We start from the raw sequence: 25663 nt of genomic DNA, 5'->3' as shown, positions 1-25663 counted from the left end.
TACTGCTTCGCAGAAGCAAGCTATAGCTGTGGGGAGAATGTCAATTGGGTTCGCTGTTGTCCCAAACCGGAAGCACCTTCAAAGCTGAGCAGGGCCGGTTCACAGCCTCAGGCCATACGGTTACAATCAGAAAGGTTAGCACCTAAATATTTTGGACTGAGGGATCCAGCGAAGGTGGCTCTATCCCAGGGCGCGGTTCTGGGAGCACGCTTTGAGTCCCATTTTGCACAAGGAGTTGGCGTGAGGGTATTCGAGCAGCTACAGCCGGCACAGCGGCGCAACTTGGGCATTTTGTTTGTGGCTGGGCTGCTCTTTTGGGCCAGTCTATCCTCGCTGCTGCCCACGTTACCGCTCTACGTCAGGGATGCCGGTGGCACCAGCCAGCAGGTGGGCTTGGTGATGGGGGCCTTCTCGATCGGGTTGCTGGCCTTTCGCCCTTGGTTGGGGCGCCTGGCGGATGGCCACAGCCGGCAGATCGTGCTGCTCATCGGCATGGGGGTGGTGGGAATCGCCCCCATAGGATACTGGCTCTCCGATGGGATCCTGTGGGTAGCGCTGGTGCGAGCCTTTCACGGGATCAGCATCGCCGCTTTTGCCACCGCCTACGTGACTTTAGTGGTGGATTTTGCCCCAGAAGAAAAACGGGGCGAGATCCTGGGCTACATGAGCTTGGTCAATCCGATTGGTGCGGCTATTGGCCCTGCTTTGGGCGGCCTTTTGCAGGAGTTTGCCGGCTATGGCCCTTCGTTTTTCTTCTCCGCTCTGCTGGGGTTGGTGGGCTTTCTCTGCACCCAATCGGTTCGAGAACAACGACGTGGGCATTGGGGATCCCTGCCGATGGACGGAGCCTTTTGGAGCCTTCTGGGCAGCCCGAAGGTGCGCTCCCTCACTTGGGTGATGTTTTTGGTGGGGTTGGCCTTCGGCACCCAGACCACCTTTGTGGCCCTGCTGATCCAAGAAGCCGGAGTTCCCCTGAATCCGGGTCTTTTCTATACGTCAGTGGCCTTTGCCAGCTTTGGGGTGCGCCTGCTCACCGGTCGCGCTTCCGATCGCTATGGGCGGGGGCCATTTATCTCCCTCAGCTTGGCCACCTATGCCTTGGCAATGGGGATCCTGATTGTTGCCAACAGCACCGGCGCTTTTCTGGCTGCTGGGATCGTGGTGGGTTGCGGTTTTGGTACTTTGATCCCTCTCATCTCTGCCCTCGTGGCCGATCGCTCGGAGCCGGCGGAGCGGGGTCGCCTGTTTAGCTTGGTGATGTGTGGGTTCGATTTGGGCATCGGCCTGGCGGGGCCCCTCTTGGGCACCTTGGCGGCGGGATCCGGCTATCGAGCCATGTTTGGCTATGCGGCTCTTCTTTCCTTGGCTTCCTTGGGTTCTTTTCTCTTCTTCTCCAATGGGCGACCGGGGGACTCGCTGCGCTTTGCCTTGGGCCTGGGGCCGGATAGCTCTTCGGTCCATCTAGAGGGCGGCCGCAATCGGCTTGGGTCGCAAGAACCCGACCCTCTGGAGCCGCCGGATCGGCCCGCTCCGCTGGAAACGGGATCCCGTTCATAGATAGTTCCATACTCAGATCCCCCACACCCCGTCAAGAACTGAGGCTCAAGCCCTCTGCAGTTGCTGCCAACCAACCGGCCCATTTCTGGAAACTTGCCTTATCCTAAGCTGGAGTTGGTGTACAAAAGGCAACTCTGGATACGGATTATGGAAGCGCGGCATTGGCTGGCCCTGATGGGATCCCTGGTGGTCAGTGCCTTCTGGGGATGGGTGGAAGCCGTCTGGGGGGTGACGGTGCGAGTGCAATTGGCCCATACTACTGCCCCTCTGGTGGTGGGAGTTTCTCTCCCTGCCCAACTGATCAACGGTCGGGGAGAGGTGCTGGCAGATCTGCCCCCTATGCAAGGGTTTTTGGCTCAGCCCAGCCCTCAAGGGGTGCGTCTGCATGGGGTGGTTGACCCGGCGTTGTTCATCGAACCTCAGGAGGGTGGCCTGGTAGCGGTGAATGGCCGCTGGTATTCCGGCAAGGTGCTCTTGACCGGGTACAACCTGGTGATGGCCATCAACTACGTGGATCTGGAAGACTATGTGGCCAGTGTGGTGGATGCAGAAATGGGATCCCGTTTTCTCCCAGAGGCCCTAAAGGCCCAGGCGGTGGCGGCCCGCAGCTACGTTCTCTACCATCGCAACTCCCGCGGTTGGTTTGATGTGTTTAGCGATACTCGCTCCCAGGTGTATCGAGGGCTTTCCCAGCGGTCGGCAGCCGCCCTGGAAGCAACACAAGCCACCCGTGGTGTGGTCATGGTGTATGGGGGTCAGTTTGTCAATGCCATGTACAGCGCCAGCAGCGGCGGCCAAACCGTCGGGGTGAGTGGGATCCCTTATTTGATGAGCTTACCGGATGTCAGCCCCTATCCCAAGTTTGGGCATGGCATTGGCATGAGCCAGTGGGGCGCCCAAGAATTGGCCCGCCGAGGCTGGACTTACCGCCAAATTTTGGCCTACTACTACCGAGGGGTCAGCTTTGCTCGTTTGCCAGAGTGAGACCTTCAGGGTTGGTCGGCAATTCAAATCGGCTTTGAGCTAGGGTTTGCTGAGATTCTTTCCATAACGTGTAGCCGGGATCTTTGGTATTTGCCTGCAACGGCTTGTCGGGATCCCCTAGGGGGACCGAAGTCCAGTAGCTTTCCCAAGTGTGATCCAGTTGAGCATTCCAGAGCTTGTTCCATTCCCAATTGGATGGGTGCTTCCACTTCTCGAATTCTCTCTGGTAGTTGATGTGGGAGCCTTCAGTCGTACCCATCGTTGGGGCAATCTTTTTCCAGATCTCCGAGCCTCTATCATTGAGGGTTTGGATACATCTCTCGCGGATATGATCCCGGACTTTAGTTCCGATCTCTTTCCAGATCTTGCGCATCTCCTGGGCCAGTTCCTCTGCAAAGGCTTTGGATTCTTTTCTGGGCAGCAGAGCTGTGATCACATTGGGAAACCCGGCAGTGCTCAGGCTGGTGGACACGTGATCGTTGAATCGACTTATAGGAGTGGATCCCTGGGCATCTCCATGGCAGTTATCAAGCCGGTCAATCTCTCGGAAATAGCACTCAAACTCCGGGAACTTCTTCAGGATCCAGGCATCGATGATCTCTTGACCCCACAGAGAAGGGGTAATCACGGCATCCGGCCCGTAGCGCTCAGCAATGAACCAGCAGAGGCGGGCACTCAGGTAGTGCAGCAGATAGGATCCCGACCAAAAATCCAACAGCTTCCTAGAGGATTTGATAAACTCCTGCACCGGCGAGAAGGTGAACAACAAGAGATCGGCATGAGAAACCGAATTTGAGGGTTTCCACCCGCGCGGGAATAGGGCTCCGGCCAGCGCCGAGACAATACTGTTGTGATCGTGGATGGGACAGTCTGGAATGCGGGTGTCGGCAGGCAACAAAAGAGCAGCAGGAGTGCTGATCCCAGTTTCTTGAACCACCAACTGGGGATAAAACCGCCAGAACCACCAGAAGGCTTTTTCCGGATCTGCATGGCGCACCTGCTCATAGGGGATGATCCGATTTTGAATCTCTTCCAGTTGTGCTTCGGTTAGCTGATTCCAAATCTGGATATCCTGCTTTTCTCCAGACAGAGGGTGACGCACTTCCACTTGGGTAAGCCCGCCCAGTTGCTCCGCATCTTTATAGACGTTTCTGATGGTCAATCGATCTGAGGCAGCAGCAATATGATCCGAAATCACCCCCTGATGAGACTGCCACCACTCCTCCAACTCCGCCCCGTGATGATACAACTCCGCCACCTGCTGCCAAGGGCCTTTGCCGTTTTTGTACTGATACAAAGACTTGAGCTGGGGATCATGTAGCAGAGCAAACAGTTTTCGACGAAAATAGGCTGTTGTTTCCACCGATTTTTCCATTAGTTCCACTTCCTCCTGAACACTTGAACAACAGCATAAATGGGTACCTATATCCTGCTGCCACCGGTAACGCGAACGGCAAAATAGTTCATATTGCTAAACAACAAGGGATCCTGGCGGGGAGAGCACCTCTGGCCCACCCCAACTTTCCGCCTTGGCCAGGGTGTGGTCGGTGAGGGGATAGAAACGAATATGGTCTTCCGGCAAATAGAGACGAGGTTGAAGTCGGCGTTTCAAGTCTTGGTACTGATGCTGCTCCAGCCGGCATTCAAAGACGCTGTACTGAACCCGCCGGCCATAGCCTTCAAGCAAGTCAGAGACTTTCTTGCGTCGTTTGTTGTCGGGGATGTCGTAGGTGATGACGTAGAGCTGCATGTGAGATCTCTTCAGCGGATGAGGAACGGCAAGTAAACAGGGATCTGATCATTTACAAACTGCTTGTAGGTCTGCACCTGCCGGTTGATGACGGCCCAGCGAGGGATCTCTTCTTCCCGCGCACCCTTGACGGGATCTTCCGGCTGCACCGTGTCCTCCATCCGCTGGATAAAGGCCCGCAGAACTTTGGTTCGGCCCTCTTGGGTGAGCATGCACCCCTCGATTTCATCTGTGAAGTCTTCAATCGGATCCATGACGCCGCTGTTGATCAGCCACAGCACGAGAGAATCAATCACTGGGGCACGAAACTCTTCCACCAAATCCGAGGCCAGGCAGGGGTGATTGTGGTGACCGGTGTGCAGACATCCCTGGTAGGGATCCAAGCCCTGCAGCTCAATCAGGAGCAGAATGTGGTTCCACAAGAGCTGGTAGCCAAAGCTGAGCATGGCATTGACAGGATCCCGGGGGGGACGACGAGTGCGCGTCACCAGTTCAAAGCCAGGAGAGGTGAGGCACTCCCCCAGCGCTGGGTAGTAGACGGCAGCGGCAGCTCCTTCAAGGCCCATGAGCTGCTCTGGAGTTGTAGCTTCATCCATAGCCTGAATGAGTTGCTGGAGCTGAGCAATTTTCTCGCTGCTGACCTGAGATTTGCGGCGGCGTTGCCGCAGAAGAAGTACGCGGCAGTTGTGCAGCTTGGCTTTGAGGATCTGTCTGGCGGCCTCCAATTTTTGAAAAGGGGTCAGCAGAATCTGTTTTTCCTGAAGAAAACGACTCCCCCGCTGAACGGGCTGCAGGCGACCATAACAGTACCCCATCTGGGAAAGATAGGCGATGGGGATGTTGCGCTCTAGGCAACTCTGGATCAGTTGGGTTGTGACTTGGGCGTGGCCCAAGATTCAAGATCTGATCCAGGTGGGGCAATTGAGCCTGTTGAAGAACAACTCCAGCTCGTTTGACAACCAGTCGTTCCTGGTCGAGGCTGAGGTAGCAATCTTGTTGGGACACATAAAGTGTTCTGCCCATAAGGCCACTCCCAGAAGCCTAAAATTGAAGCTGAAGTGGAAGCAGGATGGAGCCTTCTTCAAGTTAAAAGTCAGGCCCAAGAATGCTGTAAGGAAAGATGCGAATGGCGAAAAAGCAGAGCAAGGCTTCTGGTACGGGATCCGTTCGTGACGGTGTGCTCCTGACGAAAGGATCCCTCCCCATGACTTTCCACCCCTCGCAAGCCTACGCCCATCCCCAAAGCTTTGATCGTCTGCTCTGCCTGATCGCCACCCTGGCTCAATATCCCGGCGTCGGCCATCTCAACGCGTCAAATCTTCCAGGTCGCGATGAGCAGGCTCCCCCCCGCCTGCAAGAACTTCTCTCGTACCTGCACGCTGTCGCTGCCCAGCAACAGATCGCTCTTCCTCCTTGTTCTCCCCACACTCTGCACAAAGATCTGCAAACCCTGAGATACTACGGCATTCTCGGAGATCAGACGTATCGTTGGGGCTACTATCTCGGCTCCAGCGCCATGACCGAACTGGAGTTCAACACCGCCCTTAGCGCCCTCCACTCCCAGGCCACCTACCAACGGGATCCCAAAGCCCAAGAGGCCTTTCAGGCTATTGTCCGCCGCCGCTGGGGCAAAAGCCACAGTTCAGAGAGTTTTTACCCGGTCAGAGCCCAGCTCAACCGCTCCATCATCCCCACAGATCCCACCCGAGTCAGCCGCAAGGGATCGGCTGTCCGCACCCTCTACAGCGCCCTCGACACCCTAGAAGCTGCCATTCTCCAGGGGCAGGCGATTCAGATTTGCCGTTCCTCAGATCCTTACCAGCAGGGTCAACAGGGATCCAAATCCATCTGGCCTCTGCAATTGATTCACTACGACATTGCCTGGTATCTAGCCTACGAGCAATCTGATACCCAGCATTTGGTGATCGGCCGCTTGGATCGCTTCGATGATCAGTGCCAGGTTCTCTCTCACCCGCCCCGCAGCCGCTCTCAACAACTGAAACGACTTAAACAAGTCCATGAGCTCCTGAATCAGGGCTGGGGTCTTTTCCTGGGCGAACCAGAAGAACAACGCCAGGAGCTATCTGGTCAACTTCCCTTCACGGAGATTACCGTCCGCTTCTACGGCGACACCATTCCGTTCATCCGCGAGGGAGGCTACCGTCACCCCAGCCAGAAGATCTTGACCCCCTCTAGACAGGGTCAGTACTTGGACTACCAAGTCCGGCTTCCCCCCCGTTCTCATGGGGAATTCATGCGCTGGGTCAACCGGTTCATGGGCAACGTTCAGATCCTGACTCCCCCAGAATTGGCTGAGCAGCACGCCAAACTGGCCGAGGAACAGTTGCAGCGATACAGAAGCAACCAGCAAGAGGCGGCCCAGAGGGAACTCGACGCAGACAAGACAGAGCGAATGGGATGAGACACCCAGGACACTGACTTCAACAGCCGACGCTACAGCCACTGCGACATTGTCCTTGTGGACGAATCCCACAATTTCCGGAATAACTTAACCGCTCGATATGCCAACTTGCAACGCCTGATCTGTGGGGGACGCCGCAACAAATGGGTGGTGCTGCTCACGGCTACTCCCATCAACAACACAATTTTTGACCTCTATCATCAGGTGCTGCTGCTCACCCGCAACGATGATCACTACTACAGTAGCTGGGGGATCCCTAATCTATCCGCGCTGTTTAAGAAGCTGGACAAAGGTGAGGGGCAGATCACCGAGTTGTTGTTTCAGACCATGGTGCGTCGATCCCGCCTGGATGTGCTGAAACGTCAACAGGCAGGAGAGAAGATTATCATCGGTGGCCAAGAGATCCGCTTTCCGCGCAGGATTTTGAAGCAATTTACCTATAACTTCGAGAGTAGCTTCCAAGGTCTCTATAGCCGTTGGGTTGCCTACATTGAGAATCCGAACCTGGCTCCCTATAACCTGGAAAACTATGTGCGCCAGAAGAATGATAAGCTAACCGACCGTCAGTTACGCAATGAAGTGATCGGCAGCTTGATGAAAACCCTCTATCTCAAGCGGCTAGAGAGTTCAATCAAGGCTTTTGAGGTCAGCATCTGCTGGCAATCTGACTTCCAGGGACGATTTTTGGACTTGCTGCAGCAGGGTCACTTGTTAGATGGATCCAGCTATCGACGCCTGATGGCTCTGGAAGCTGAGGAGCAAGAGGATTCAGTGGAGCAGGTGCTGGTATCTCTGCCTGAGGTCAACCCTGAAGACTATGATTTGGACAAGCTGACCCAGGCAATCCAGGCCGATCAAAAAACACTGGCTCAGATTATTCAAGATCTCACCCGTATCCAGGCAAGGGTGCAGTCAGGAGAAGACTCTGATCTTAAGCTGATGGCTTTTAAACGAATGATGCTCAGCTTGGAACAGGACAAGGTGCTTGTCTTCACCTACTTTAAAGACACAGCCGAATACTTATACCAGCAGTTGCTGGAAGATAAACAATGGCTTGAGGCAATGGCTGAGAAGCGGAGCAGATATCGCAATTTCTCCTCAGGTTTGCGGGTGGGGTTATTAACCGGAAAAACCCCAAGCCGGGAACGGGAAATGCTGGTGAGAAGATTCGCGCCACGGGTCAATCGGCCATTTAGTAATCCTTCGGGTTGTGGAGAGGATTATCAGGAAGTCGGGTGTTCGCCTGAAGAGCAAATCGATCTGCTTATCTGCACCGATGTGTTGTCTGAAGGACAAAATCTTCAAGAAGCAGCAGTCCTTGTGAATTACGATCTGCATTGGAATCCGGTGCGAATGATCCAACGGGCAGGCCGCATCGATCGACTGGGATCCCCATTCGAGGAGTTGACGATCGTTAATGGCTTTCCCGAGCAAGGACTGGAACTGCTGTTGGGATTGGTGCGCAAGTTGCAACAGCGGATTGCCCTGATCGATCAGCAGGTGGGTCTGGATGCCAGTGTGCTGGGAGAGGTAATCTCGGAGCGTTCATTAGAGGAGATCCGACTCCTGAAGGAAGCTCAAACTCCCAGTGCTCAGAGTGAGATACTGCAGGCTCTGGAGAAGAAAGTTGACTTAGTCTCTATGGATGAAATGCGGTTTCCGTTGTTGGAGTTTATCCAGCAATCGGGGTTGCAAGCGGTCGAGGAGATCCCACTTGGGATCCACAGCACACGCTACCAAGCTCCGCAGGATGGACTATTTTTAGCTTTTCAAGTCAAAGATCGGCACTTCTGGCATTTCTACCCTCGAATAGGAGGCCGAATTTCTGTAGATGTCAATCATCTCCAAAGCGATTGGGGATCGATCTTTCAGCTTCTCTATTGCCGGCCAGAGGATTTTCCAAAGCCCGATGATCTACCGCCTGCGCCTTTTGATGGTGAGATCTTCGAGGTGTTACAACCTGCGATCCAAAATCTGTTGAATCTGCTGAATCGAAGCCAGGGTAGCTCTTTATTGCAACCTAGTTTGCCTCAATGGTTGAGACGAATCTATCTCGTCCTCACTGAGGTAGAGGATGCTATTGAACTTGATGCGGTGACTGAAGAGGCCCGACAACGGGTTCTTGATTTGGTTATACATACTAAAAGCATTCGCACTTACGAGAGAGACTGTAAGGAATTCTGGAAAAACTATCAGAAGAATCGGGATGTTGCCAATCTAATTCACTCGTTGGATGAGTTGTTCATCGATGAGGGATTGTATAAGGGGTCCTCTTCCCGCCACCGGAGCCCGACATTTTTCACCCAAGAGGATGTGCAGCTCATCTGCTACCAGTGGTTTAGGTCAGACCCAGAGCCCCCGGCGGATCCCTACCTGTTCAGGCGGAGGCGAAAGGATCCCTATGAGGCCCTACATTAACAGTCTCAGCGACAGGGTCGGCGACAAGCCTCAAACCCTGATTCTTCCGTTGACCCGGTCGATCCCGCTCTGGGCAAGGGTTTCAGGCCCCTCGGCGGGGAAAAACAAGGGGAAATTGCAGCCGTTCGCGCCAGCGGGACGGAGTCCTTTCGCGCCAGCGGGACGGAGTCCTTAAACGAGACCCTGTCGATCTAGGCCCCTGGATCCCGCTCTGGGTAAGGGTTATAATGGGGGGGAGTCGCTTCCCTTCGGGGAAGTGGAATTAATGGAAACTTTCTTGGCGAATTCCTCGATTATTTCCTCCCTAGCTGTCGCTTCCCTTCGGGGAAGTGGAATTAATGGAAACTACGTCAAGCAGGCCCGCTGGGCTGAGCTCTGGCAGTCGCTTCCCTTCGGGGAAGTGGAATTAATGGAAACACTCAAAGCAGACGGCCCAAGCGTTGCCGCAATTCGGTGGCAGCCAGCTCTAGGTGCTCGGGGGTGTAGCCGGTGGTTTCTACTCTGACAGCGAGGTGGGTGTCCTGGCTCTCGTGGAGGTGGATCCACAGAATGTGGCGGCCATCTTCGGTTTTGCGGTTTGAGGCTTTGACGCTGTTTTTGGGGGCAGCGTAGGCGTGTGGATCGTATCGAACCAGATCCACCCAGGGAATGTCTCGCAGGAGTCTTTCCACTTTGGCCCAACTGCGGGGTCGGTGATGGCTGGCATCGCTTCGGATTTGGATGATCTGGGAGCGATCTCGGCCTGAATCGGGGAGATCTGCCCGTGGGATCCGGGGCTGAACTTGCGGCTGTAGGTAGGGCAAGTAGACCAGGGATTTGTATTGCTCATGGATGTAGCAAACTGGGATCCCCAATTGGCTGCCCACCACAGCCATGATCATGGCTTGGGCTTTAAACCCGCCGGTAGCGGCAAAGGTGACGAGCCCCTTGGCGCTCTCTGCCAACTGTTTCAACAGCTCGGCCATCCGCTCCAGTGAGGATCCCTCTAGCTCGTAGTTGATGCCGGGAAGGGGAACCAAAGAGACCTGCTGCTGACCCAGCTCTTGCTCGAAAAAGAGCTTCAAAATCTGGGCGCACTCCAATCCGTCGGGGGTTTCTGAGTGCAGCAAAATCAAAGCATCATTCGAGGTGGGATCCAGTCGCAAGTAGGTGTTGGTTTCGGCACTGATCAATTCCAGGTCTACTTTTTTCATCCAAGCCAGAGCACGCTGGGGATCCCCGATGTTTTTTTGTCCTACCCAGGGACGCTGCGGTTGGAGATCTTTGTCAGGGTTGGTGAGCAGGGAGGTGCCCACCGTCATGATGATGGTCTGCATGGATGGCTGGTTAACTCAAACTTTTCGAGGGCTCTGTTCCGCTTTGTGCTCAGAGCAGCTTGGCCTTGCGGATTCTGCCATCTTCCTTTAGATCCAGAACTTCCACCTGCACCTCTTGCCCCACCGAGAGGGATCCCGCCCGGCTGGGCTCCTTCTGGGTGAGCTTGGTGTCTGTGTCCAGAATCTGGAAGGTGACTTTGTTGCCCTTGATGCTGGTGATGGTGGCCTTCAGTTTTTGCCCGATCTGGCAATGGGTTTTGCGGGCTTGAGGTTGAGCTGGGTCTTGTTGGTGTTGATGGTTTTGTTGTTGTCTGTCGTCCTGGGATTTGTTTCCCGCCCCTTGGGGAACGGAGTCCTTGCTACCGGAGTTGTCGTTGGGTCGGGATCCCTGAGGTGGTGGAATCTCGCCAATGGGCATTCCCCCATCTTTGTAGTAGCAGGCCAGCCGGGCTGCCCAGCCCAGGATCTGCAGCATCTCTGCCGGCCTGTCCTGCAGAGGTTGCAAGTACCTTTTGCAGGTTTCGTCAATAAGCTGATAGTATCTTCTGGTTTGTTGGGTACGGCATAGGCCAGTTTCCCGCACCAGCTCGCCGGTGAATCGGAAAAAGCGGGATCCCGCGTCGGGGTGGTGGGCGACCGAGCGCAGATAGGCGATGCACTTGCTCAACTCGTCGACATCCACCCTTTCTTTGGCCAAGGTCATGGCGATGCCGTGGGCGAGATCCCAAGATTGGGGGCTGAGATCGACAGTGTCTGACAGCATGGGGGAACCCTCAGTACACTCCGGTGGGCGGCTCGCGCAGAGCAGTGGGACTCAGGATGGCGGCCAATCGCTTGAGCTGTTCGGGCAAGATGTAGCCCTGGGCAGCTCGAATTTGCTCTTGCACAAAAGCTTGGAGGCGTCCTCCTTCCAGGGTATCGGCTTCTGGGGGATCGTAGCGGCTGTAGCGATCTTTTAGGTTGCCGGGCCGCTCGATCTTGTCGAGGGTGACCTGCAGGGATCCCAGGCCCACGGGCTTACCGCCCCCCACCTTCAGCAGCATGGGATGGTTGGGATCCTGCCCCAAAACCGTGAGCAAGGTGCCCAGCTCGGCAGGGGTGAGGTTTTTGAAGTGGATTTGGGTTTTGAAAACCGTGTTTTGCATCGCTTGCTGGGTGGGTGTTCCCCTTGAACTGCCCTGCAAAGCTTTTTTGTGGGTGTAGTAGAACTTGCGTCCAATGACTTTGCCGTTTTCCTTTTTAAAGTAAGCTTTGCACTGATCCGGGCGAGGACGGTACAGCGGGGGCAGGGATCCGACACCCGATCCGGTGCCGGTGGCAATGGCATCCCTGAACTCCACCAATCCCTGCCAGTTCAGGGCACCGAAAACGCGGCTGGCCGGACAAAGCTGCTCCTTGTTGCGGCAGGGGTGCCGCTCTGGGGGGATCCGATTTCGGTACTGGCTCATCATCACCGCCAGGGTGCTGTTGGTGATCGCCTCATACATGGCCCGGATGGCCCCCTTGAGGGAGCTGCCCTGGATTTTGAGCCTTCCATTGGGGGTGGTGGTCATGGTTTTGAGCACCGGGATCCCTTTGACTCCAACATCGCTGCCCAAGGCCAGGTGGCCGGTGGAGATGTGGACGGCAGTCTGCACCGTCAGGGTGAGAAAGAGGGTGCCGTGCAACTTGTCGGGATGGAACTTGGCGTGGCCGGCGGGCCGCTCCAGCTTGGGGGGCTGGGTGGGAAACGGGATCAGCTCATAGGGTTTGGGAGACACGGTTGGGTTACCTCCACCTCGACTGCTGTTGCCGGCAGAGGATCTTGCAGAGGCAGCCTGGTTGGGCAATGGGCGAGGGCCTTGGGGGGTCATGGTCACCTCGGAATCAGGGCAATAAAGTGAACGCGGGCAGTTCGCTCATCTCGGAAGTAGCGCTGGCCCACCCTGAGATCTTTGGGATGGCTGAGGGGCTTGGGAAAGCGGGTTTCTCGATTTTGGGATCCGTACAGGTCGGCTGCGTGATCCTCCCACCGCCACTCTCCCGGCAGAGGGATAAAGGAGTCCGGGGGAGCTTGGATCCCCAGATACAGCAGATCCCAGCCGTGGGGGGTGCTTTTCCAGCGCAGTTCCCCTTGTTGGGAGAAAACTTGCCCCTCTGGACAGACGGGATCCGCCGGGATCCCCACCTGAATGCCGCTGACTCGATGGGGCCAGCGCAGAAAGGAGTAGGTTTTTTCAGAAGTGGAAAAACAAGCCGAGAGCACTTGGGAAAGCGAGGACTCTGCCCCATCTTGAATCTTGAGGGAGGCGACGTAGGCTGGTTTCATACGGCTTTGGCCTCCGCTTGCAGGAGTTTGGCCCAACTGTTTACGGCGGTGGCGAGCAGATGTTCCACCTTGGCCTCAGACGTCTGATCCCAGGTCAGCCGCGCCCCAAATCCCAAAGGCATTGGCTCCGCTCCCACCGGCACCGCTTGGCAATCGGGTTTGGGGAAGCCGTATTTGCCTGCCTCTTCGGGGGTTAAAAATTCGCCCGCCCCCAACAGGGATCCCTGTGGCCAGGTCAGGGGGGATCCCAGCAGTCGAATCTGCTTGTTTGCCTCATCCACTAGGCAGCCCGGATAGTCCACCACTGCCCACTCGTACTCAACCCGAACGGTGCCCATGCCGCGGGACTTGGCAAAGCCGATGCCAAACCAGCCTTCATCCAGATCCCGCAACGCCAGTCCCAGCAGACCCAGTTGGGCCAGGGTAAAGTTTTTCAGGTGGATCTTGGTTTGAAAGGATCCCTCTACGCACACTTGATAGCTGAACGGCCCCACCTCCACTGAGCCGAAGACGCGGTCGATGGCCACCCCATTACGTTCCTCCAGGCGCAGAGGGGTTCCCGGCTTGGGATAGGCATCTTCGATGCGGACCCGGCTGGCGATGGCTGTGTTGCCGAACATCTGATCCGTAAAGGAAGAAAGGGCGTAAACCTGGTGGGGCTCTTCAATTTTTTCCAGCCATTGATTGGCCTTTTGGTCGAGGGGATCGCTGGCCCAGAGTTTGAAGCCTCCCCCCTCAGGACGTCTGTCGCTGCCCACCGTTCGGACGATGCGCTCCGCATGGGCGCGAATTGCCCCTTTGAGGGAGCTGCCGGGAAAATAGACCGTTCGCCCGCCGCCGTGATAGGTTTCGACGAACTCCATATCCGGCTTCGTCGGGTCAGCCCCTCCTTTGCCCGCCTTGATGAGAACAGGGCCATCGGGCTTGAGGGTGAGGCAGAGGGTGCAATGGTTAACGTAGCGTTTGTGCATAGCCTGGGATCCTTCACACCAGAACAGGAGCTTTTGGTTGAGGGGCTTGGGGCGGCAAGCAGTCTGTCCAGTTTGTCAACCGATAGGGGTGGAAAACGCTGACCGTATCGCCAACCGTTGTAGAGTCCATGAAGACCATCGGGATCCCTCCTGACATGAAATAGGGCTAGCGGCGGGGGCCGACCGATTGCCGTTGAGAGGCCGTTGTTAATTTGGCAACCAGGGCTTCCACCCAGTCTTGGCGCAAAGCGGCAGCCTGCTCCGGGCTGAGCGGCTGTCGGGATCCGGCCACCAGCTCTTGAAGGTAGGCCAGCAGCCGTCTTGGATCCCCTTCCGAGTCGAACCAATAGATTGCCGAGATCTGCAGGCGGACAACCCCCAAGCCACGGGAGCGCCCCCCTCCCAGGGGGATCTGTTCCGTTTCCAATTGGTGCAGGCCAATGGCCAAGAGGCCCAGTTCCCATTCCTCGGCATTTTCGACGACGGCATGAAACCGGAAGGGGGTGCTGGCAGGCACCACTTGCAAGTCGTACAGCTTGCCATCTGCCGCCGTTTCCGTATCCCGATCGATGGCCACGCCATCCCGCTCTTGGTACTGGCCAAACCAGGCTTCCGGCACCACGGGCAAATCTCGGATCTGCACCTTGCCGGCCAACCAAGGGGATCCAAACACCTGCGAGACCCAGTCGGTGGCCTCAATGAGCTTTTGAGTCAGAGCCGCATCGTCCCCTTTGTAGTCATTTTTAATTTGGTTGATGATCTGAAATTGCTCGCTGCTGGTCAATTCGCCGGGATCCCTGGCCAGCTCTGGGTTGATGCCCCGCAAGAAACTTTCCAGGCGAGAGCGCATCGCCCCCTTCAAACTGGAGCCGGGAATGAGCGGACGGCCCAGCGCATCCTTGAGAACCGGCAAATCCGAGCCGATGGGTTCGGTGGAGCGGCCCACCCCGATGTGCAGAGCGGTCACGGTGGTGAGGGTGCCGGTGATTTCCAAGCGGTTTTTGAAAACGTCGAACATTGTTCCCTCAAATGGCTGCTCAAGTTAAGGCTTGTACTGCAGAGGTTTGCCATTCCCGAAGCGAGACGGAGCCCTTAATAAAACTCAAGAGGATCCCTAGGATCTGAGCAATTTCTGAGATAAAGTACTCCCTGTCATCGATAAAGAGTTGGTCACCCTCGAGTTTTGCAAATCGCCAGTTGGTTCCTGAGGTTACTGCTCCATAGACACTGTCTACTTGAGAATTGGAGTTCTTGTTAAAGACCTGTGCCCCCACCATACCGGCAACGCACTGGCCCAGACCCCCGATCAAGTCTTCTTTTTTAGCCTCAACGATAATCACCACCGGATCTTGAATGTAGAGTTGGAGAGGGGATAGGCAAATGATGTAGTCGCATAGGCCCACCAACCCCCTCTCGGGATCCACGTTGAATTCCTTGCCGGAAAACAGCGAGATTTGATCCCGACATAGGTACTTCACCTCTCCCAGCACAGGGGCGATGATAAACTCGGAGCGGGCTTTTTCGCTGTTGACCGAGGTGGCCAAGCCGAGATAGCGATCTAGGGTTATTTTCAAGTAATCGGAGCACTCAGTCGGTGGAACCTCTGCAAACAGGCCATGGATGATTCTTGACCTGAGCTGAAAGGTCGAAATGGCTCTCTCAAGGGTAAAACTGCTGTAGGTCACGGTCTAGGATCCTCCTCCCTCTCGCTTGTACTTGAGATAGCGCGCCCCATAGCCCAGGTAACGCCGGATCAAGTCAATTTTGATCTCGTTGACTTTGGGGGATCTTTCTTCAACGCCGGCCTTTTGGGCAATGGCGAGGGCCTTTTGATGGATCCAGTTGTCGATGTCTTGGATGATGGCTTCTGCCAAGGAGTTCTTGCCCCGACCCCACTTTTCATCTCGCCCCATCTGGTAGCGCAAGAAGTTCTTGATTACCTCTGAGCTTTCGGTGGAAGCTGCCACATGCAACAAGTTGCGGTACTGGGCCTCTTCCAATTTGCTCAGACCTTTAAAGTTATCCAAGGCGGTTTGGATTCTGGCAACCAGCTCATCTTCGGCCAGCCGGATTTGCCGTTGGATCTTGAGCTCTTGTTCCGATGTGATCTCGCCGGTGGCGAAGGTCATAGCGGGTTCTCCCAGAAATGATGATGGAACGGACTGCAAACTTCGATTTGGCCGAATCCTTCAGCAGTGCGTTCGCCAATCCCCCAGTATTCCATCTCCGCCAAAATCGGGATCCAACGCTCCAGTTGCGTGGTGCTCAGCAGAAAGAGGCTGCCCTGCGTGGTTACCAATTCTACATCTTTGAACAGACCCCAGGCAGCGTTCCAGCCGGAGACATAGGCGTAGCTGCTGAAGGCCAGCTCCAAAGCCAGGGATCCATCTTCGCAGTTGGCCTCTTCCTGGAGCATCTGGGGGGTGAGCACGGTGGTGCGTTGCCAGCGCTCTTTGAGAATGGCCCCCGACTGCAGCCCAATGGAGAAATACTGCCGCTCCGGCGGCAAGGGCTGCCAGGGATCCCCGAACACCTGCCATTGTTGCCAGCGCTGCCGCAGCTTTTGGTTGAAGGCTTCCACCCGCTGGGCCAGGGAAGGCCGGGGAGCAGCCAGACACCGAGCCGTGACGTTGACCCGGCCCAATCCCCGCGACACCCCTCCTCCCAAGCGCAGCAGGTGGGCGTGGGCGTTGAGGTAGCGGGTGAGGGTCTCGGCCAGCTTGGGATCCCGCAGGTAGATGTAGCCGCTGAAAAGGGAGCGCTCCAGATGCCCATTGGGGCGGGCTTTGCCCTCGTTCATCACCTCTAGGCTGTAGAGGATTTGGTCGGCAGCAGTGGCGCGGCGACGGTTGATCCCCACCCGCGTGAGCAGGCGTTTGGACACAGCAGCTCGTTCGTAGCGGGGCCCCAGGTCAGACTCCTGCTGGCTGTAGAACCCCCCGAAGGGCTCCACTCTTCCCCCGGAACCGTCCGGCTCTGTGGGATCGAACGGGATCCCCAGCCGCTGTGAGCAGAAGCGATCCAGGAGCGTGTCGAACACCCCCGTTTTGCCCGCCTCTGAGCGGAAGCCGGGATTGTTTTTCGAGCTGAAGGCCGTGGCCGGCAAGACCTTGCTGCCGGATCCCGGATAGGCGTGGGTAAACACAGCAGGCCGAGCTGCCGTAAACAGGGCGGCCAAATCTCCTTCCAGCGCCTCGGCAGGGCGATGTTGGGTTTGGCTGAGCATGAGGTCGGCCAGAGCACCGCGAATCACGCTGCCGGGAATGTAATCCTGGGCCTCGCTGATGGAGCCGCCCGGCTTTTGCCGACCGATGGCCAAGGGAGACTGAGCCGTTAGGGTGAGTTGAATGGCTTCCATCAGCTCTCTCCCTGGGCCAAGAAAGCCCAATCGGCTGCGGTGGGCTGGAGAGCCTGCAGGGATCCAGGATCCCAGTGCAGCCAGCCCAAACCTGCGGATTTGCTGCCCCCCAGCGCGATCAGGTGGTGCAGGGCCGCCAACAGGAGAGTTTTGCCCCAGGAAGGGCAATCGGGCAAAAGCTGCAGGGATCCGGAAAAAGTCAGCTCAGCCGCGGGAGAGGTCTCAATGAGGTAGAGCCGCTGATCCTCGGCGGTGCGGCGGCGGCGGTTGAGGGTGACCCCAGGGCGAAGGGTTGGTTCCAGAGCTGCTGGCGGCACCTCGCAGACGAGATCCTCCACCCACAGGCGGGCAGGCAGGGCCGGATTGCCGAATATCTGGCAGACCAGACAATGGGATCCGGCGTAGCCCTCCACCTGGTATTCGGGGCGGTGGAAATTTCCTGCGCTGCCCTCCCGCTGCGGACACATGCGCTCTGGGTCGGGAGAGCGGCAAATGGCCCAGCCCAGGCCACGGGCCAGTTTCTCGCACTCGTGGCGCAGCCGCCCCTTCAGTTGGGAGCCGGGAATGATCAGCCTGCCAAAGGCATCTTTGAGCAGGGGCTTATCCGCCAGGGAGCCGCTGGAGCCGCCGGCTCCCACCGCCAGGGCAGAGGCGAGGGTGGCCCTCAAAGGGATAGAGGTGATCGTTCGCCCCGCTTGGGGCAGCTCTGCCAGTCTCACCATCACTCCACCTCCGCCAGAACGGGCCGACCCTCGGCCTGGGGCTGTTTTTGCACAAAGGCGTACAAATCCACCAGATCCCGCCAGATGGTTTCATAGGTTGGCGTTGACGAGGATACCTGTGGCTCAACATACATCCAGGGGGGAAGGTGGCCGTCGTTGGTTTTGGCCTTGCACCAGGTGCGCTCAAAAGCCTCCATCAGCGGCTGCCCCTTTTTGCCCAGGCGGCTGCGGAAATAGAGATAGTTGAGGGTGGCGGTGCGTTTGCCTTTTTCCAAGAAGCTGCGAATCTGATAAAGCTGGGAGCGAGGAAAATTGGCCTCCTGCAGGGCTTGTACCGTTCTCAGCAACCCGTGGATTTCCGGGACGGTATAGGGGCTGGCGTAGAGCTTGAGGGTGTGGCTGTTCTGGCGGATCTCCAGAGCTTCCCGACGAAAATCCTGGATGCTGGAGACAACCAGGGCGACCGACTTCAACGAGAGAAAGTCGATGGTGGCCACAGAGCAGTCCTTGTCTTTGGGCTTCAGCTTTTTCGCGTAGCTCTTGGCGGATTTCAACAGTTGTTCGGTGAGCTTTTCGGCGTAGTAAATGGGGGTGTCTTCCGAGGCGATCAGCACCCCCACCGAGGCGGAGAGCCGACAGAGCTTCCGATCTGCCGCCGGGTAGCGGTGAGGCACCTTGCCGGAAGATTGAGCTGCATAGGTTGCCGAGGTGTCCAGCAGGAGCTGCTCAAACTGCTCACAGAAGGTGGCGGCAATTTCCAGGGCTTTGTGGGCAGGCACCACCACCAACACATCGTCTCCGCCGATGGTCAGGATCTCGAAGGGGTGGATCCACTCGCCGTTGCGGTCTCTGCCGGTTTCCGGATCTGGGGATAGGCCGTGCAGCCGATGGGCCTGCAGGTGCTGGGCGAGGGCGTGGTAAACGGCTTTTTCCGTTGCCTCGGAAACATCCCGGCTAAATTGTCGGTAGGCTTCTGGGGTTTGGATCTGCTGCACATAGCCCCCCATGTCGTTGCCATCGGCGTAAAGGTAAGCCACAAAGCCCTGGCTGCCCAGGCTGGCGTTGGCCACTTCCCGTAGAGATTGGGCCTCGCCGATCCCCTGGACAGATCCCTGATGGGGCTGCAAATAGCGCTCCCGGTAGGGCTCGCCGACGGGAGAGTTGAGAAAGCGGGCAAATCGCGTTACCCAGCTTTCCACAAAGCCGGGATCCCAGGTGGGGAACTTGCGGAACCACCCTTGCTTGCCTGTTTCAATGCGCTTGGCCTGGCGACCCACCAGGGCTTTGCGAGCGGTGGCTTCCGAGAGCCAGGGCTGATCGACCAGGTCGGCTTTGGCGATGGCAGGGCGACGGTCGGTGCTGTCGCGGCGCAGGTAGGGATGGGTTTCAAAAAAGGCGGGATGGGCGCGGCTGGGGCGACCGGGATCCGGATTGCCGTTGCGGCGGTGGTTGAAGCGGGCGGCCAGGTAACCCACCAACTCGTTGAAACTTTTGCGGTCTTGAAATCTGGCTTCGCTGCCATCCCCAAAATAGGCTCTCACCAGGGGATGGGTTTTGTGTTGCGCCAGCCAATCCAGCCAGGGGGTGCGTTCGATGGGATCCCGCAACAGGCCGTAGCGCAGTTCCAGCAGCCGAAAGGCGGATCCCACGGCGCAGGCGTTAGCGGTGAGGGTTTCTTCGGTGTAGCGCCGCTCGATGGCCTCACAGAGATCGTCCACATGGGCCGCCGGGCAAAAGGCCAGGAGATTGCCCCCGGTGGAGTAGATGATGAGCTCCGGGATCAGGGCTTGCGCCAAAGCCGGGTAGTGCTGCTGCAGCCAAGGCCGGATCTGCTCGGCCACATAGGCCCTCAGCTCTGCTTGAGACTCTTTCCCCAAACCTTCCCATCCCAGGTAGGTTTGCTCGGGATCCCCGAAAAAGGCGGGCAGATCCACCAGGTTAATGCGATCCAACAAAGCGGAGGCCCCGCGGATTTCCGACAGCTTGGCCGACTCGAAGACATAGCTCTTGATCTTGGTGGCCCCCCCGTAAACCAAGCCGATGCGGGTTGTCTGCTGCCACAGCTCCGGGTAGCGGGATTGCAGCTCCGCCGGGGTTCTGGGAAAGGTCTTCGCCGCCATGCTCTCCTGAAATTGGCGCACCTGAGCCAAAATGGGCCGTAGCTCTTCTGGGATCCCGGCCTCGTTGTCGGCGCGAACGGCGGCCCGCATCTGCTGCAAGGTCTCCAGGGCAAACTGGGGATCCCGCTGTTCTCCCCACGCCAGGCACCAGGCCAAGGCAACAGGAACGGGAGAGGGAGCAGAAGTAGGGGTCATGAGCAGCACCTGCGAAATGCGAAAAAGGAAGACAAGTCTTGGACAGGGCTTCCATCGGCTGCGACGGACAGATCCCTAAAGGCTGGGGGCAATTGGCCTCGATTTTTAATCCTTCGCGGAAGACCAAAGCCCTTCAAAAAAGGGTTTGCCGGTTGGGTGGGTAACCAATCGAATCAAGCCGAGAGATGCCATTGAGGTTACCGATTGTTTCAGCCATATCCGATAAACGCTCTCGCCTCATGGTTTTCAGTCCTCTAGCTTGCTAGCAGTATAGATCGAGTGCGATGGGTTGCAGACGATTGCAAGGCTTTCTTCAGATTGTGAGATTTTTTCTGCCTGTACAACGGGCAATTCGAGAGTAAACCCAATAAGAAGGGATCCCTTCTAAAATTTTCTCAATGGAAAGTTGGGTTTTGTGTTGATTGTTGCTGTGGACTGGGAATGGGCTGTGCCTATGCTGAGTTTCTCAGAGCCATCTGCTGATAGAGAAGCGAACGGCAAGTGGCCGACGGGATCCGAGTTGGTGGGGATCACCTTGGAAGTTCAGGCTCCTCGGTCTTACCTGCTGGATCCCCACTATGCCAAAGGGCTGCACGCCTGGTTCTTGAGCCAGGTGCAAGAGACAGACCCGCAGCTATCGGCCTATTTGCACGATGGAGAATCGGAGAAACCTTTTACCCTCTCCCGGCTGATGGGGCCGTTCCGCGAGCAGGGGGGGCGACCGCTGATCGCGCCTCATCTCCCCTTCCGCTGGTGGATCACCGGCCTCAACCCGCCGGTGGTGGAGTGGCTGCGAGGGTGGTGCCAACGGCTGCCCACCTGGCTGGAATTGCGGGGATCCCCGCTGCAGATCCTGGGATGGCAGATCTCGATCCCCCCGCGCACCTATCGTCAACTGTTGGAGCAGCCTCTTTCCCCCCGCTCCTGGAGCCTTTCCTTCGTCTCGCCCACCAGCTTTCGCCACCGGGGCCACCATCTGCCGCTGCCGATCCCTCGCAACCTGTTCCACAGCTATCTGCGCCGTTGGAACGATTTTTCCGGTCTGCCCATCGAGGCGGAGCCTTTTCTGGATTGGGTGGATGGGGAAGTGATCATCCAGCGGCACCGTCTGGAATCGGTCAAAACCACCGCAGGTCGCCAGGGATCCGTGACGGGATTCATCGGCTGTGTGCAGTTGGCTGTCTCCTCCCGTGCGCCTGAGCTGTTGCAGCAGCAGCTCCAAGCCCTGATCCACCTTGCCCCCTACTGCGGCACCGGCCACAAAACCCCCTTTGGGCTAGGGCAAACCCGCCTGGGTTGGTTGGCCGAAGAGCTACCCGCCTCCCCTGTCCCTTCCCGGGAAGAGCAGGTGGCCCAGCGGATCGAGGAGCTGAGCGCCCTCTTTCTCAGCCAGCGGCAACGACAAGGGGGATCCCGCGCCGAAAAAACTGCCCAACTGTGGGCGACGATCCTGGCCCGCCGCGAAGGTGGAGAGAGCTTACAACAGATCGCCGCTGATTTGGAGATGCCCTACGAGACGGTGAAGACCTATGCCAAGCTGGCCCGCCGCTCTCTCCAGTCTGGATCCCAGGACTACTCGTCGAGCAGTCTTCCCTAGATGACTTGAGGTACTTTGTTGAGCCTGATACATTCACGCTGAACTCTCCTGAACATGGTTCAGGAAAGAAGCGATCGCATCCTGCCTATCTCTGTTCGCGTCAGCGGGACGGAGTCCAAGCAGGAAGGCGGTATCCCGCAAAGCCCTGAGGAATACCCCCCGAGCGCTTTCCCCCTTCACTTCCCGGCAACCGTTGCGGTGGACTCAAGGATCAGGGGGAAACTTGGTCTACTATATCCCTCTCAATGACTTTTGCCAAACCGCCTAAAGCTCAGTAAATTCAGCAAAGTTCAGGGTTTTGGGGGTTAGAGGCATGCTCTTGCAGGGAGAAGGTAGAGATCAACCTCACTTCTCTTTGCTCATTACTCGCTTCTCTCTAGTTTCCGTCCCCTTGCGGGGAAAAGGTAGGGATCAACGTAGATTCTGAGCGGGAGGTCCCAGAAGAAATTCTGGGGTTTCCGTCCCCTTGCGGGGAAAAGGTAGGGATCAACGGGCTAGCTGCCCTCTGTTTGGCCAAATCCGTGGCCTGTTTCCGTCCCCTTGCGGGGAAAAGGTAGGGATCAACTGCGCACTTTCCAGCCGCGAGAGGTGGGCGAGTCGGGTTTCCGTCCCCTTGCGGGGAAAAGGTAGGGATCAACTTTTAACGGGGTTTAAGAACCCTTTCGTGGGCGGTGGCTTGCATTTCCGTCCCCTTGCGGGGAAAAGGTAGGGATCAACGAATAAATTCGCAACGAGAGGACCTCAGGATTTGCTCCTGTTTCCGTCCCCTTGCGGGGAAAAGGTAGGGATCAACGGAGAAATCCTGGGTGTGTTTGTTGGGAGGGAGGTTTCCGTCCCCTTGCGGGGAAAAGGTAGGGATCAACGTCTGCTCAATAGTAAACCTGAGCCAATCCTATTAGGTTTCCGTCCCCTTGCGGGGAAAAGGTAGGGATCAACATAAAGAACACCCAGGTGTATAAACAACCTGGGTGTGTTTCCGTCCCCTTGCGGGGAAAAGGTAGGGATCAACGCTACTCGGGATGGACTACCGGAACCTTATTACCTCATGTCTGGAACGGTTCAGAAGATTGAAACTGTAGGGATCAACGCTACTCGGGATGGACTACCGGAACCCTGGTTAGCGTAGTTTCCGTCCCCTTGCGGGGAAAAGGTAGGGATCAACGAGTGCTTCTAACCGACTTTCGCGAACTAATTCACGAGTTTCCGTCCCCTTGCGGGGAAAAGGTAGGGATCAACATGGAGGTAGTCGGAATCTACTAACTAGTCTCCTCACTGTTTCCGTCCCCTTGCGGGGAAAAGGTAGGGATCAACGTTTCTGAGGCTGGGTTAATAACAGCCAAAGGAACTGTTTCCGTCCCCTTGCGGGGAAAAGGTAGGGATCAACAAAGTAGCTCTGTAGCACAACATTATGTACACATTCAGTTTCCGTCCCCTTGCGGGGAAAAGGTAGGGATCAACCAGCCCTGTTACGCCTAATCGTAAGCGGTCCTGTGGCTGTTTCCGTCCCCTTGCGGGGAAAAGGTAGGGATCAACAAATGGGTGGCGACTATGACGGTGACCGAGTATCCATCCACGTTTCCGTCCCCTTGCGGGGAAAAGGTAGGGATCAACTCCGCCTAGTCACTGATGGGCCTCTGGCCCTAATGGCCTTGTTTCCGTCCCCTTGCGGGGAAAAGGTAGGGATCAACGCAATGGAGGCATGGAGGCTCCTGAGAAGTGCGCCCAAAGCGTTTCCGTCCCCTTGCGGGGAAAAGGTAGGGATCAACGTCCAAAACCTTGTCCACTGCAACTGTGGTGCTGAGTCGAATGTTTCCGTCCCCTTGCGGGGAAAAGGTAGGGATCAACTCATTAATGTACCCAAGGTATGTTGGGAGAGTCGACTCCGTTTCCGTCCCCTTGCGGGGAAAAGGTAGGGATCAACGTCGTCTTGGCCAAACGAGCTTCAAATCGCGGCAGGTTTAGTATTCCCTGCCGATAGGAGGTTAACTATGATCAACGTCGTCTTGGCCAAACGAGCTTCAAATCGCTCTGAAATTGTTTCCGTCCCCTTGCGGGGAAAAGGTAGGGATCAACTGTTTCTTCCCATGTAAGGGAGGTTGTTATGTCCAACTCTTTTGTTTCCGTCCCCTTGCGGGGAAAAGGTAGGGATCAACAGTAATACACAAGTTGAATTATGTAAATAAGGACAAGAGGTTTCCGTCCCCTTGCGGGGAAAAGGTAGGGATCAACGGCCTAACCTCTAACTAACCCACTAAAGGCTGCCAGATTGGGTTTCCGTCCCCTTGCGGGGAAAAGGTAGGGATCAACTCTGGCAAGACACTGCTCTAGGACCAGTTAAGAATGGTTTCCGTCCCCTTGCGGGGAAAAGGTAGGGATCAACGCGCAAGCGGCAAAAATTCAACCGTAAGGTGAAGAAGGGTTTCCGTCCCCTTGCGGGGAAAAGGTAGGGATCAACAGCCTTAGTTAAGGCTATACCTAGAGGCCAAAAGTGGCCTGTTTCCGTCCCCTTGCGGGGAAAAGGTAGGGATCAACATAGTCACCACCCATCTGACGTACGTCTTCAGGGTTGAGGTGTTTCCGTCCCCTTGCGGGGAAAAGGTAGGGATCAACATACGGTTTGTCAGGGCAAGGCTCGTCACAAAGTTTCCGTCCCCTTGCGGGGAAAAGGTAGGGATCAACCTAGATCGAGCTCAACAGCAAGGTAGCGAAGAACTCCCGTTTCCGTCCCCTTGCGGGGAAAAGGTAGGGATCAACGCTCACTATTTGCTGTATTAGTGAGTACTCAGCTCTCAGTTTCCGTCCCCTTGCGGGGAAAAGGTAGGGATCAACTTATGAAGCAGTGGCGCAGGTACAGGCGCTTACTACCATAAATGTGTTTCCGTCCCCTTGCGGGGAAAAGGTAGGGATCAACACTCAAACTCGGTTACCTCTCGACCAAGATTAAGTCATCGTTTCCGTCCCCTTGCGGGGAAAAGGTAGGGATCAACGACCACCGAAACCGGCTGGGAAAAGCTTTATTCAACCCCAGAGGGTTTCCGTCCCCTTGCGGGGAAAAGGTAGGGATCAACGGGAGATAAAGGCAGCCAATCCTGATATCTCCAACGAAGATCTTGTTTCCGTCCCCTTGCGGGGAAAAGGTAGGGATCAACTTCATATACACGGACTTCAACGCGTACATCAAAGACTGCACGGGTTTCCGTCCCCTTGCGGGGAAAAGGTAGGGATCAACGTGGAGCCAGTACGCTAATGGCACCCTCCGCTCCGAAAGGAGTTTCCGTCCCCTTGCGGGGAAAAGGTAGGGATCAACATAGTGGAGGTAACCTGTAAGGGCGGATTCAAGTACGCCCTAGTTTCCGTCCCCTTGCGGGGAAAAGGTAGGGATCAACTCATATGTACTCCTCCCTTTTCAGGGATAAAAGAACACCCAGGGTTTCCGTCCCCTTGCGGGGAAAAGGTAGGGATCAACGCCATTAAGGCAGCCTTTGTTGAGGGGTTAGAGTATGATGTTTCCGTCCCCTTGCGGGGAAAAGGTAGGGATCAACCCAGTTGGAGGTTACAATGTCTATCGTTCACTATTACGCATGTTTCCGTCCCCTTGCGGGGAAAAGGTAGGGATCAACAAATTGGCCTAGAAGGGCCTGGAGAGCCGGGGGTGGCTACGTTTCCGTCCCCTTGCGGGGAAAAGGTAGGGATCAACCTCAGCATTACGCGCTTTCGCTTTGGCCCCAATGAGGCTTTGTTTCCGTCCCCTTGCGGGGAAAAGGTAGGGATCAACACTGTGGCTATCATGATCACAACTCGTGGCCGGCAGTATATCGAGGTTTCCGTCCCCTTGCGGGGAAAAGGTAGGGATCAACGGCCGGGGTTGTGGCCGGAGACGCCGTAGCCGACATCGAACGGTTTCCGTCCCCTTGCGGGGAAAAGGTAGGGATCAACAACGATCCG

19 protein-coding genes and 3 CRISPR repeat arrays (1 of these 22 only partly in view) are annotated in these 25663 nt (G+C 56.6%); of the genes, 5 read left to right on the top strand and 14 right to left on the bottom strand.

Annotated features, from left to right (window positions below; genetic code table 11):
- Positions 1–240: 240 nt before the first annotated feature.
- Both ACVWZ1_RS04375 and ACVWZ1_RS04370 read left to right on the top strand, forming a co-directional pair.
- Positions 241–1557, top strand: a complete 1317-nt coding sequence (locus ACVWZ1_RS04375) for an MFS transporter (protein ID WP_457502630.1) — start codon at positions 241–243, stop codon at positions 1555–1557.
- Positions 1558–1704: 147 nt separating this feature from the next.
- Entirely contained in the window at positions 1705–2541 is an 837-nt protein-coding gene (locus ACVWZ1_RS04370) for a SpoIID/LytB domain-containing protein (RefSeq protein WP_457502629.1), read from the top strand.
- Here the strand turns inward: ACVWZ1_RS04370 and cas10 (ACVWZ1_RS04365) are convergent.
- From cas10 (ACVWZ1_RS04365) to cas1, 3 genes are all read right to left on the bottom strand, one after another.
- Complete coding sequence (cas10, locus tag ACVWZ1_RS04365) at positions 2516–3916, bottom strand: type III-B CRISPR-associated protein Cas10/Cmr2 (RefSeq protein ID WP_457502628.1); 1401 nt, start codon at positions 3914–3916, stop codon at positions 2516–2518. The two genes, ACVWZ1_RS04370 and cas10 (ACVWZ1_RS04365), sit on opposite strands and share 26 nt — an antisense overlap.
- Positions 3917–4012: 96 nt before the next feature.
- Entirely contained in the window at positions 4013–4291 is a 279-nt protein-coding gene (gene cas2 / locus ACVWZ1_RS04360) for a CRISPR-associated endonuclease Cas2 (RefSeq protein WP_414356002.1), read from the bottom strand.
- An 11-nt stretch (positions 4292–4302) separates the two neighbouring features.
- On the bottom strand, positions 4303–5184 hold the full coding sequence (gene cas1 / locus ACVWZ1_RS04355; protein ID WP_457466726.1) for a CRISPR-associated endonuclease Cas1: 882 nt from the start codon (positions 5182–5184) through the stop codon (positions 4303–4305).
- A gap of 311 nt (positions 5185–5495) precedes the next feature.
- On the opposite strand from cas1, the gene ACVWZ1_RS04350 reads away from it, so the two are divergent.
- Both ACVWZ1_RS04350 and ACVWZ1_RS04345 read left to right on the top strand, forming a co-directional pair.
- The gene (locus ACVWZ1_RS04350; RefSeq protein WP_414398453.1) at positions 5496–6713 is read left to right on the top strand and encodes a helix-turn-helix transcriptional regulator; all 1218 of its coding nucleotides are present in this window, start codon (positions 5496–5498) and stop codon (positions 6711–6713) included.
- A 147-nt stretch (positions 6714–6860) separates the two neighbouring features.
- The gene (locus ACVWZ1_RS04345; protein WP_457502626.1) at positions 6861–9131 is read left to right on the top strand and encodes a C-terminal helicase domain-containing protein; all 2271 of its coding nucleotides are present in this window, start codon (positions 6861–6863) and stop codon (positions 9129–9131) included.
- 419 nt (positions 9132–9550) lie between these two features.
- Here the strand turns inward: ACVWZ1_RS04345 and ACVWZ1_RS04340 are convergent, their stop codons facing one another.
- The 11 genes from ACVWZ1_RS04340 to cas10 (ACVWZ1_RS04290) all read right to left on the bottom strand — a co-directional run bounded on the left by ACVWZ1_RS04340 (position 9551) and on the right by cas10 (ACVWZ1_RS04290) (position 20016).
- Complete coding sequence (locus ACVWZ1_RS04340; RefSeq protein ID WP_457502625.1) at positions 9551–10447, bottom strand: putative CRISPR-associated protein; 897 nt, start codon at positions 10445–10447, stop codon at positions 9551–9553.
- A gap of 49 nt (positions 10448–10496) precedes the next feature.
- Positions 10497–11210, bottom strand: a complete 714-nt coding sequence (locus tag ACVWZ1_RS04335) for a hypothetical protein (RefSeq protein ID WP_457502624.1) — start codon at positions 11208–11210, stop codon at positions 10497–10499.
- A 10-nt stretch (positions 11211–11220) separates the two neighbouring features.
- On the bottom strand, positions 11221–12300 hold the full coding sequence (locus tag ACVWZ1_RS04330; RefSeq protein WP_457502622.1) for an RAMP superfamily CRISPR-associated protein: 1080 nt from the start codon (positions 12298–12300) through the stop codon (positions 11221–11223).
- A 2-nt stretch (positions 12301–12302) separates the two neighbouring features.
- Positions 12303–12755, bottom strand: a complete 453-nt coding sequence (locus tag ACVWZ1_RS04325) for a hypothetical protein (RefSeq protein WP_457502621.1) — start codon at positions 12753–12755, stop codon at positions 12303–12305.
- The gene (locus ACVWZ1_RS04320; protein WP_457502620.1) at positions 12752–13726 is read right to left on the bottom strand and encodes an RAMP superfamily CRISPR-associated protein; all 975 of its coding nucleotides are present in this window, start codon (positions 13724–13726) and stop codon (positions 12752–12754) included. The genes ACVWZ1_RS04325 and ACVWZ1_RS04320 overlap by 4 nt, the downstream gene beginning before the upstream one ends.
- 166 nt (positions 13727–13892) lie before the next feature.
- Positions 13893–14744, bottom strand: a complete 852-nt coding sequence (gene csx7 / locus ACVWZ1_RS04315; RefSeq protein ID WP_011432239.1) for a type III CRISPR-associated RAMP protein Csx7 — start codon at positions 14742–14744, stop codon at positions 13893–13895.
- A gap of 19 nt (positions 14745–14763) precedes the next feature.
- Positions 14764–15411, bottom strand: a complete 648-nt coding sequence (locus ACVWZ1_RS04310; protein ID WP_414329367.1) for a hypothetical protein — start codon at positions 15409–15411, stop codon at positions 14764–14766.
- 3 nt (positions 15412–15414) lie between these two features.
- Complete coding sequence (locus tag ACVWZ1_RS04305) at positions 15415–15855, bottom strand: hypothetical protein (RefSeq protein WP_457502619.1); 441 nt, start codon at positions 15853–15855, stop codon at positions 15415–15417.
- Positions 15852–17084, bottom strand: a complete 1233-nt coding sequence (gene csx10, locus ACVWZ1_RS04300; RefSeq protein WP_457502618.1) for a type III-D CRISPR-associated RAMP protein Csx10 — start codon at positions 17082–17084, stop codon at positions 15852–15854. The genes ACVWZ1_RS04305 and csx10 overlap by 4 nt, the downstream gene beginning before the upstream one ends.
- Entirely contained in the window at positions 17084–17806 is a 723-nt protein-coding gene (locus tag ACVWZ1_RS04295; protein WP_457502617.1) for an RAMP superfamily CRISPR-associated protein, read from the bottom strand. Before ACVWZ1_RS04295 ends, csx10 begins: the two co-directional genes overlap by 1 nt.
- On the bottom strand, positions 17806–20016 hold the full coding sequence (gene cas10 / locus ACVWZ1_RS04290; RefSeq protein WP_457502658.1) for a type III-B CRISPR-associated protein Cas10/Cmr2: 2211 nt from the start codon (positions 20014–20016) through the stop codon (positions 17806–17808). The genes ACVWZ1_RS04295 and cas10 (ACVWZ1_RS04290) overlap by 1 nt, the downstream gene beginning before the upstream one ends.
- 559 nt (positions 20017–20575) lie before the next feature.
- On the opposite strand from cas10 (ACVWZ1_RS04290), the gene cas6 reads away from it, so the two are divergent.
- Positions 20576–21718, top strand: coding sequence for a CRISPR-associated endoribonuclease Cas6 (gene cas6 / locus ACVWZ1_RS04285; protein ID WP_457502657.1), 1143 nt, complete (start codon positions 20576–20578; stop codon positions 21716–21718).
- 379 nt (positions 21719–22097) lie between these two features.
- Positions 22098–22727: direct repeats of the CRISPR family, unit length 37 nt; unit sequence GTTTCCGTCCCCTTGCGGGGAAAAGGTAGGGATCAAC.
- 115 nt (positions 22728–22842) lie between these two features.
- Positions 22843–23639: a CRISPR direct-repeat array (repeat unit 37 nt; unit sequence GTTTCCGTCCCCTTGCGGGGAAAAGGTAGGGATCAAC).
- Positions 23640–23753: 114 nt separating this feature from the next.
- Positions 23754–25663: direct repeats of the CRISPR family, unit length 37 nt; unit sequence GTTTCCGTCCCCTTGCGGGGAAAAGGTAGGGATCAAC; it runs 761 nt beyond the window's last position.

The organism is Thermostichus sp. MS-CIW-25, from assembly GCF_054060015.1.
Note: the sequence above shows the minus strand (reverse complement) of the source record. Positions and strands in the feature narration are given on the sequence as shown.

Coding starts and splice junctions, on each gene's coding strand:
- ACVWZ1_RS04370 (WP_457502629.1), top strand. CDS start 1,705: ATGGAAGCGCGGCATTGGCTGGCCCTGATGGGATCCCTGGTGGTCAGT.
- csx7 (WP_011432239.1), bottom strand. CDS start 14,744: ATGTTCGACGTTTTCAAAAACCGCTTGGAAATCACCGGCACCCTCACC.
- ACVWZ1_RS04325 (WP_457502621.1), bottom strand. CDS start 12,755: ATGAAACCAGCCTACGTCGCCTCCCTCAAGATTCAAGATGGGGCAGAG.
- cas10 (WP_457502628.1), bottom strand. CDS start 3,916: ATGGAAAAATCGGTGGAAACAACAGCCTATTTTCGTCGAAAACTGTTT.
- ACVWZ1_RS04350 (WP_414398453.1), top strand. CDS start 5,496: ATGACTTTCCACCCCTCGCAAGCCTACGCCCATCCCCAAAGCTTTGAT.
- csx10 (WP_457502618.1), bottom strand. CDS start 17,084: ATGGAAGCCATTCAACTCACCCTAACGGCTCAGTCTCCCTTGGCCATC.
- ACVWZ1_RS04330 (WP_457502622.1), bottom strand. CDS start 12,300: ATGACCCCCCAAGGCCCTCGCCCATTGCCCAACCAGGCTGCCTCTGCA.
- cas2 (WP_414356002.1), bottom strand. CDS start 4,291: ATGCAGCTCTACGTCATCACCTACGACATCCCCGACAACAAACGACGC.
- ACVWZ1_RS04340 (WP_457502625.1), bottom strand. CDS start 10,447: ATGCAGACCATCATCATGACGGTGGGCACCTCCCTGCTCACCAACCCT.
- ACVWZ1_RS04305 (WP_457502619.1), bottom strand. CDS start 15,855: ATGACCTTCGCCACCGGCGAGATCACATCGGAACAAGAGCTCAAGATC.
- cas10 (WP_457502658.1), bottom strand. CDS start 20,016: ATGCGGGCCGCCGTTCGCGCCGACAACGAGGCCGGGATCCCAGAAGAG.
- cas6 (WP_457502657.1), top strand. CDS start 20,576: ATGCTGAGTTTCTCAGAGCCATCTGCTGATAGAGAAGCGAACGGCAAG.
- ACVWZ1_RS04320 (WP_457502620.1), bottom strand. CDS start 13,726: ATGCACAAACGCTACGTTAACCATTGCACCCTCTGCCTCACCCTCAAG.
- ACVWZ1_RS04295 (WP_457502617.1), bottom strand. CDS start 17,806: ATGGTGAGACTGGCAGAGCTGCCCCAAGCGGGGCGAACGATCACCTCT.
- ACVWZ1_RS04335 (WP_457502624.1), bottom strand. CDS start 11,210: ATGCTGTCAGACACTGTCGATCTCAGCCCCCAATCTTGGGATCTCGCC.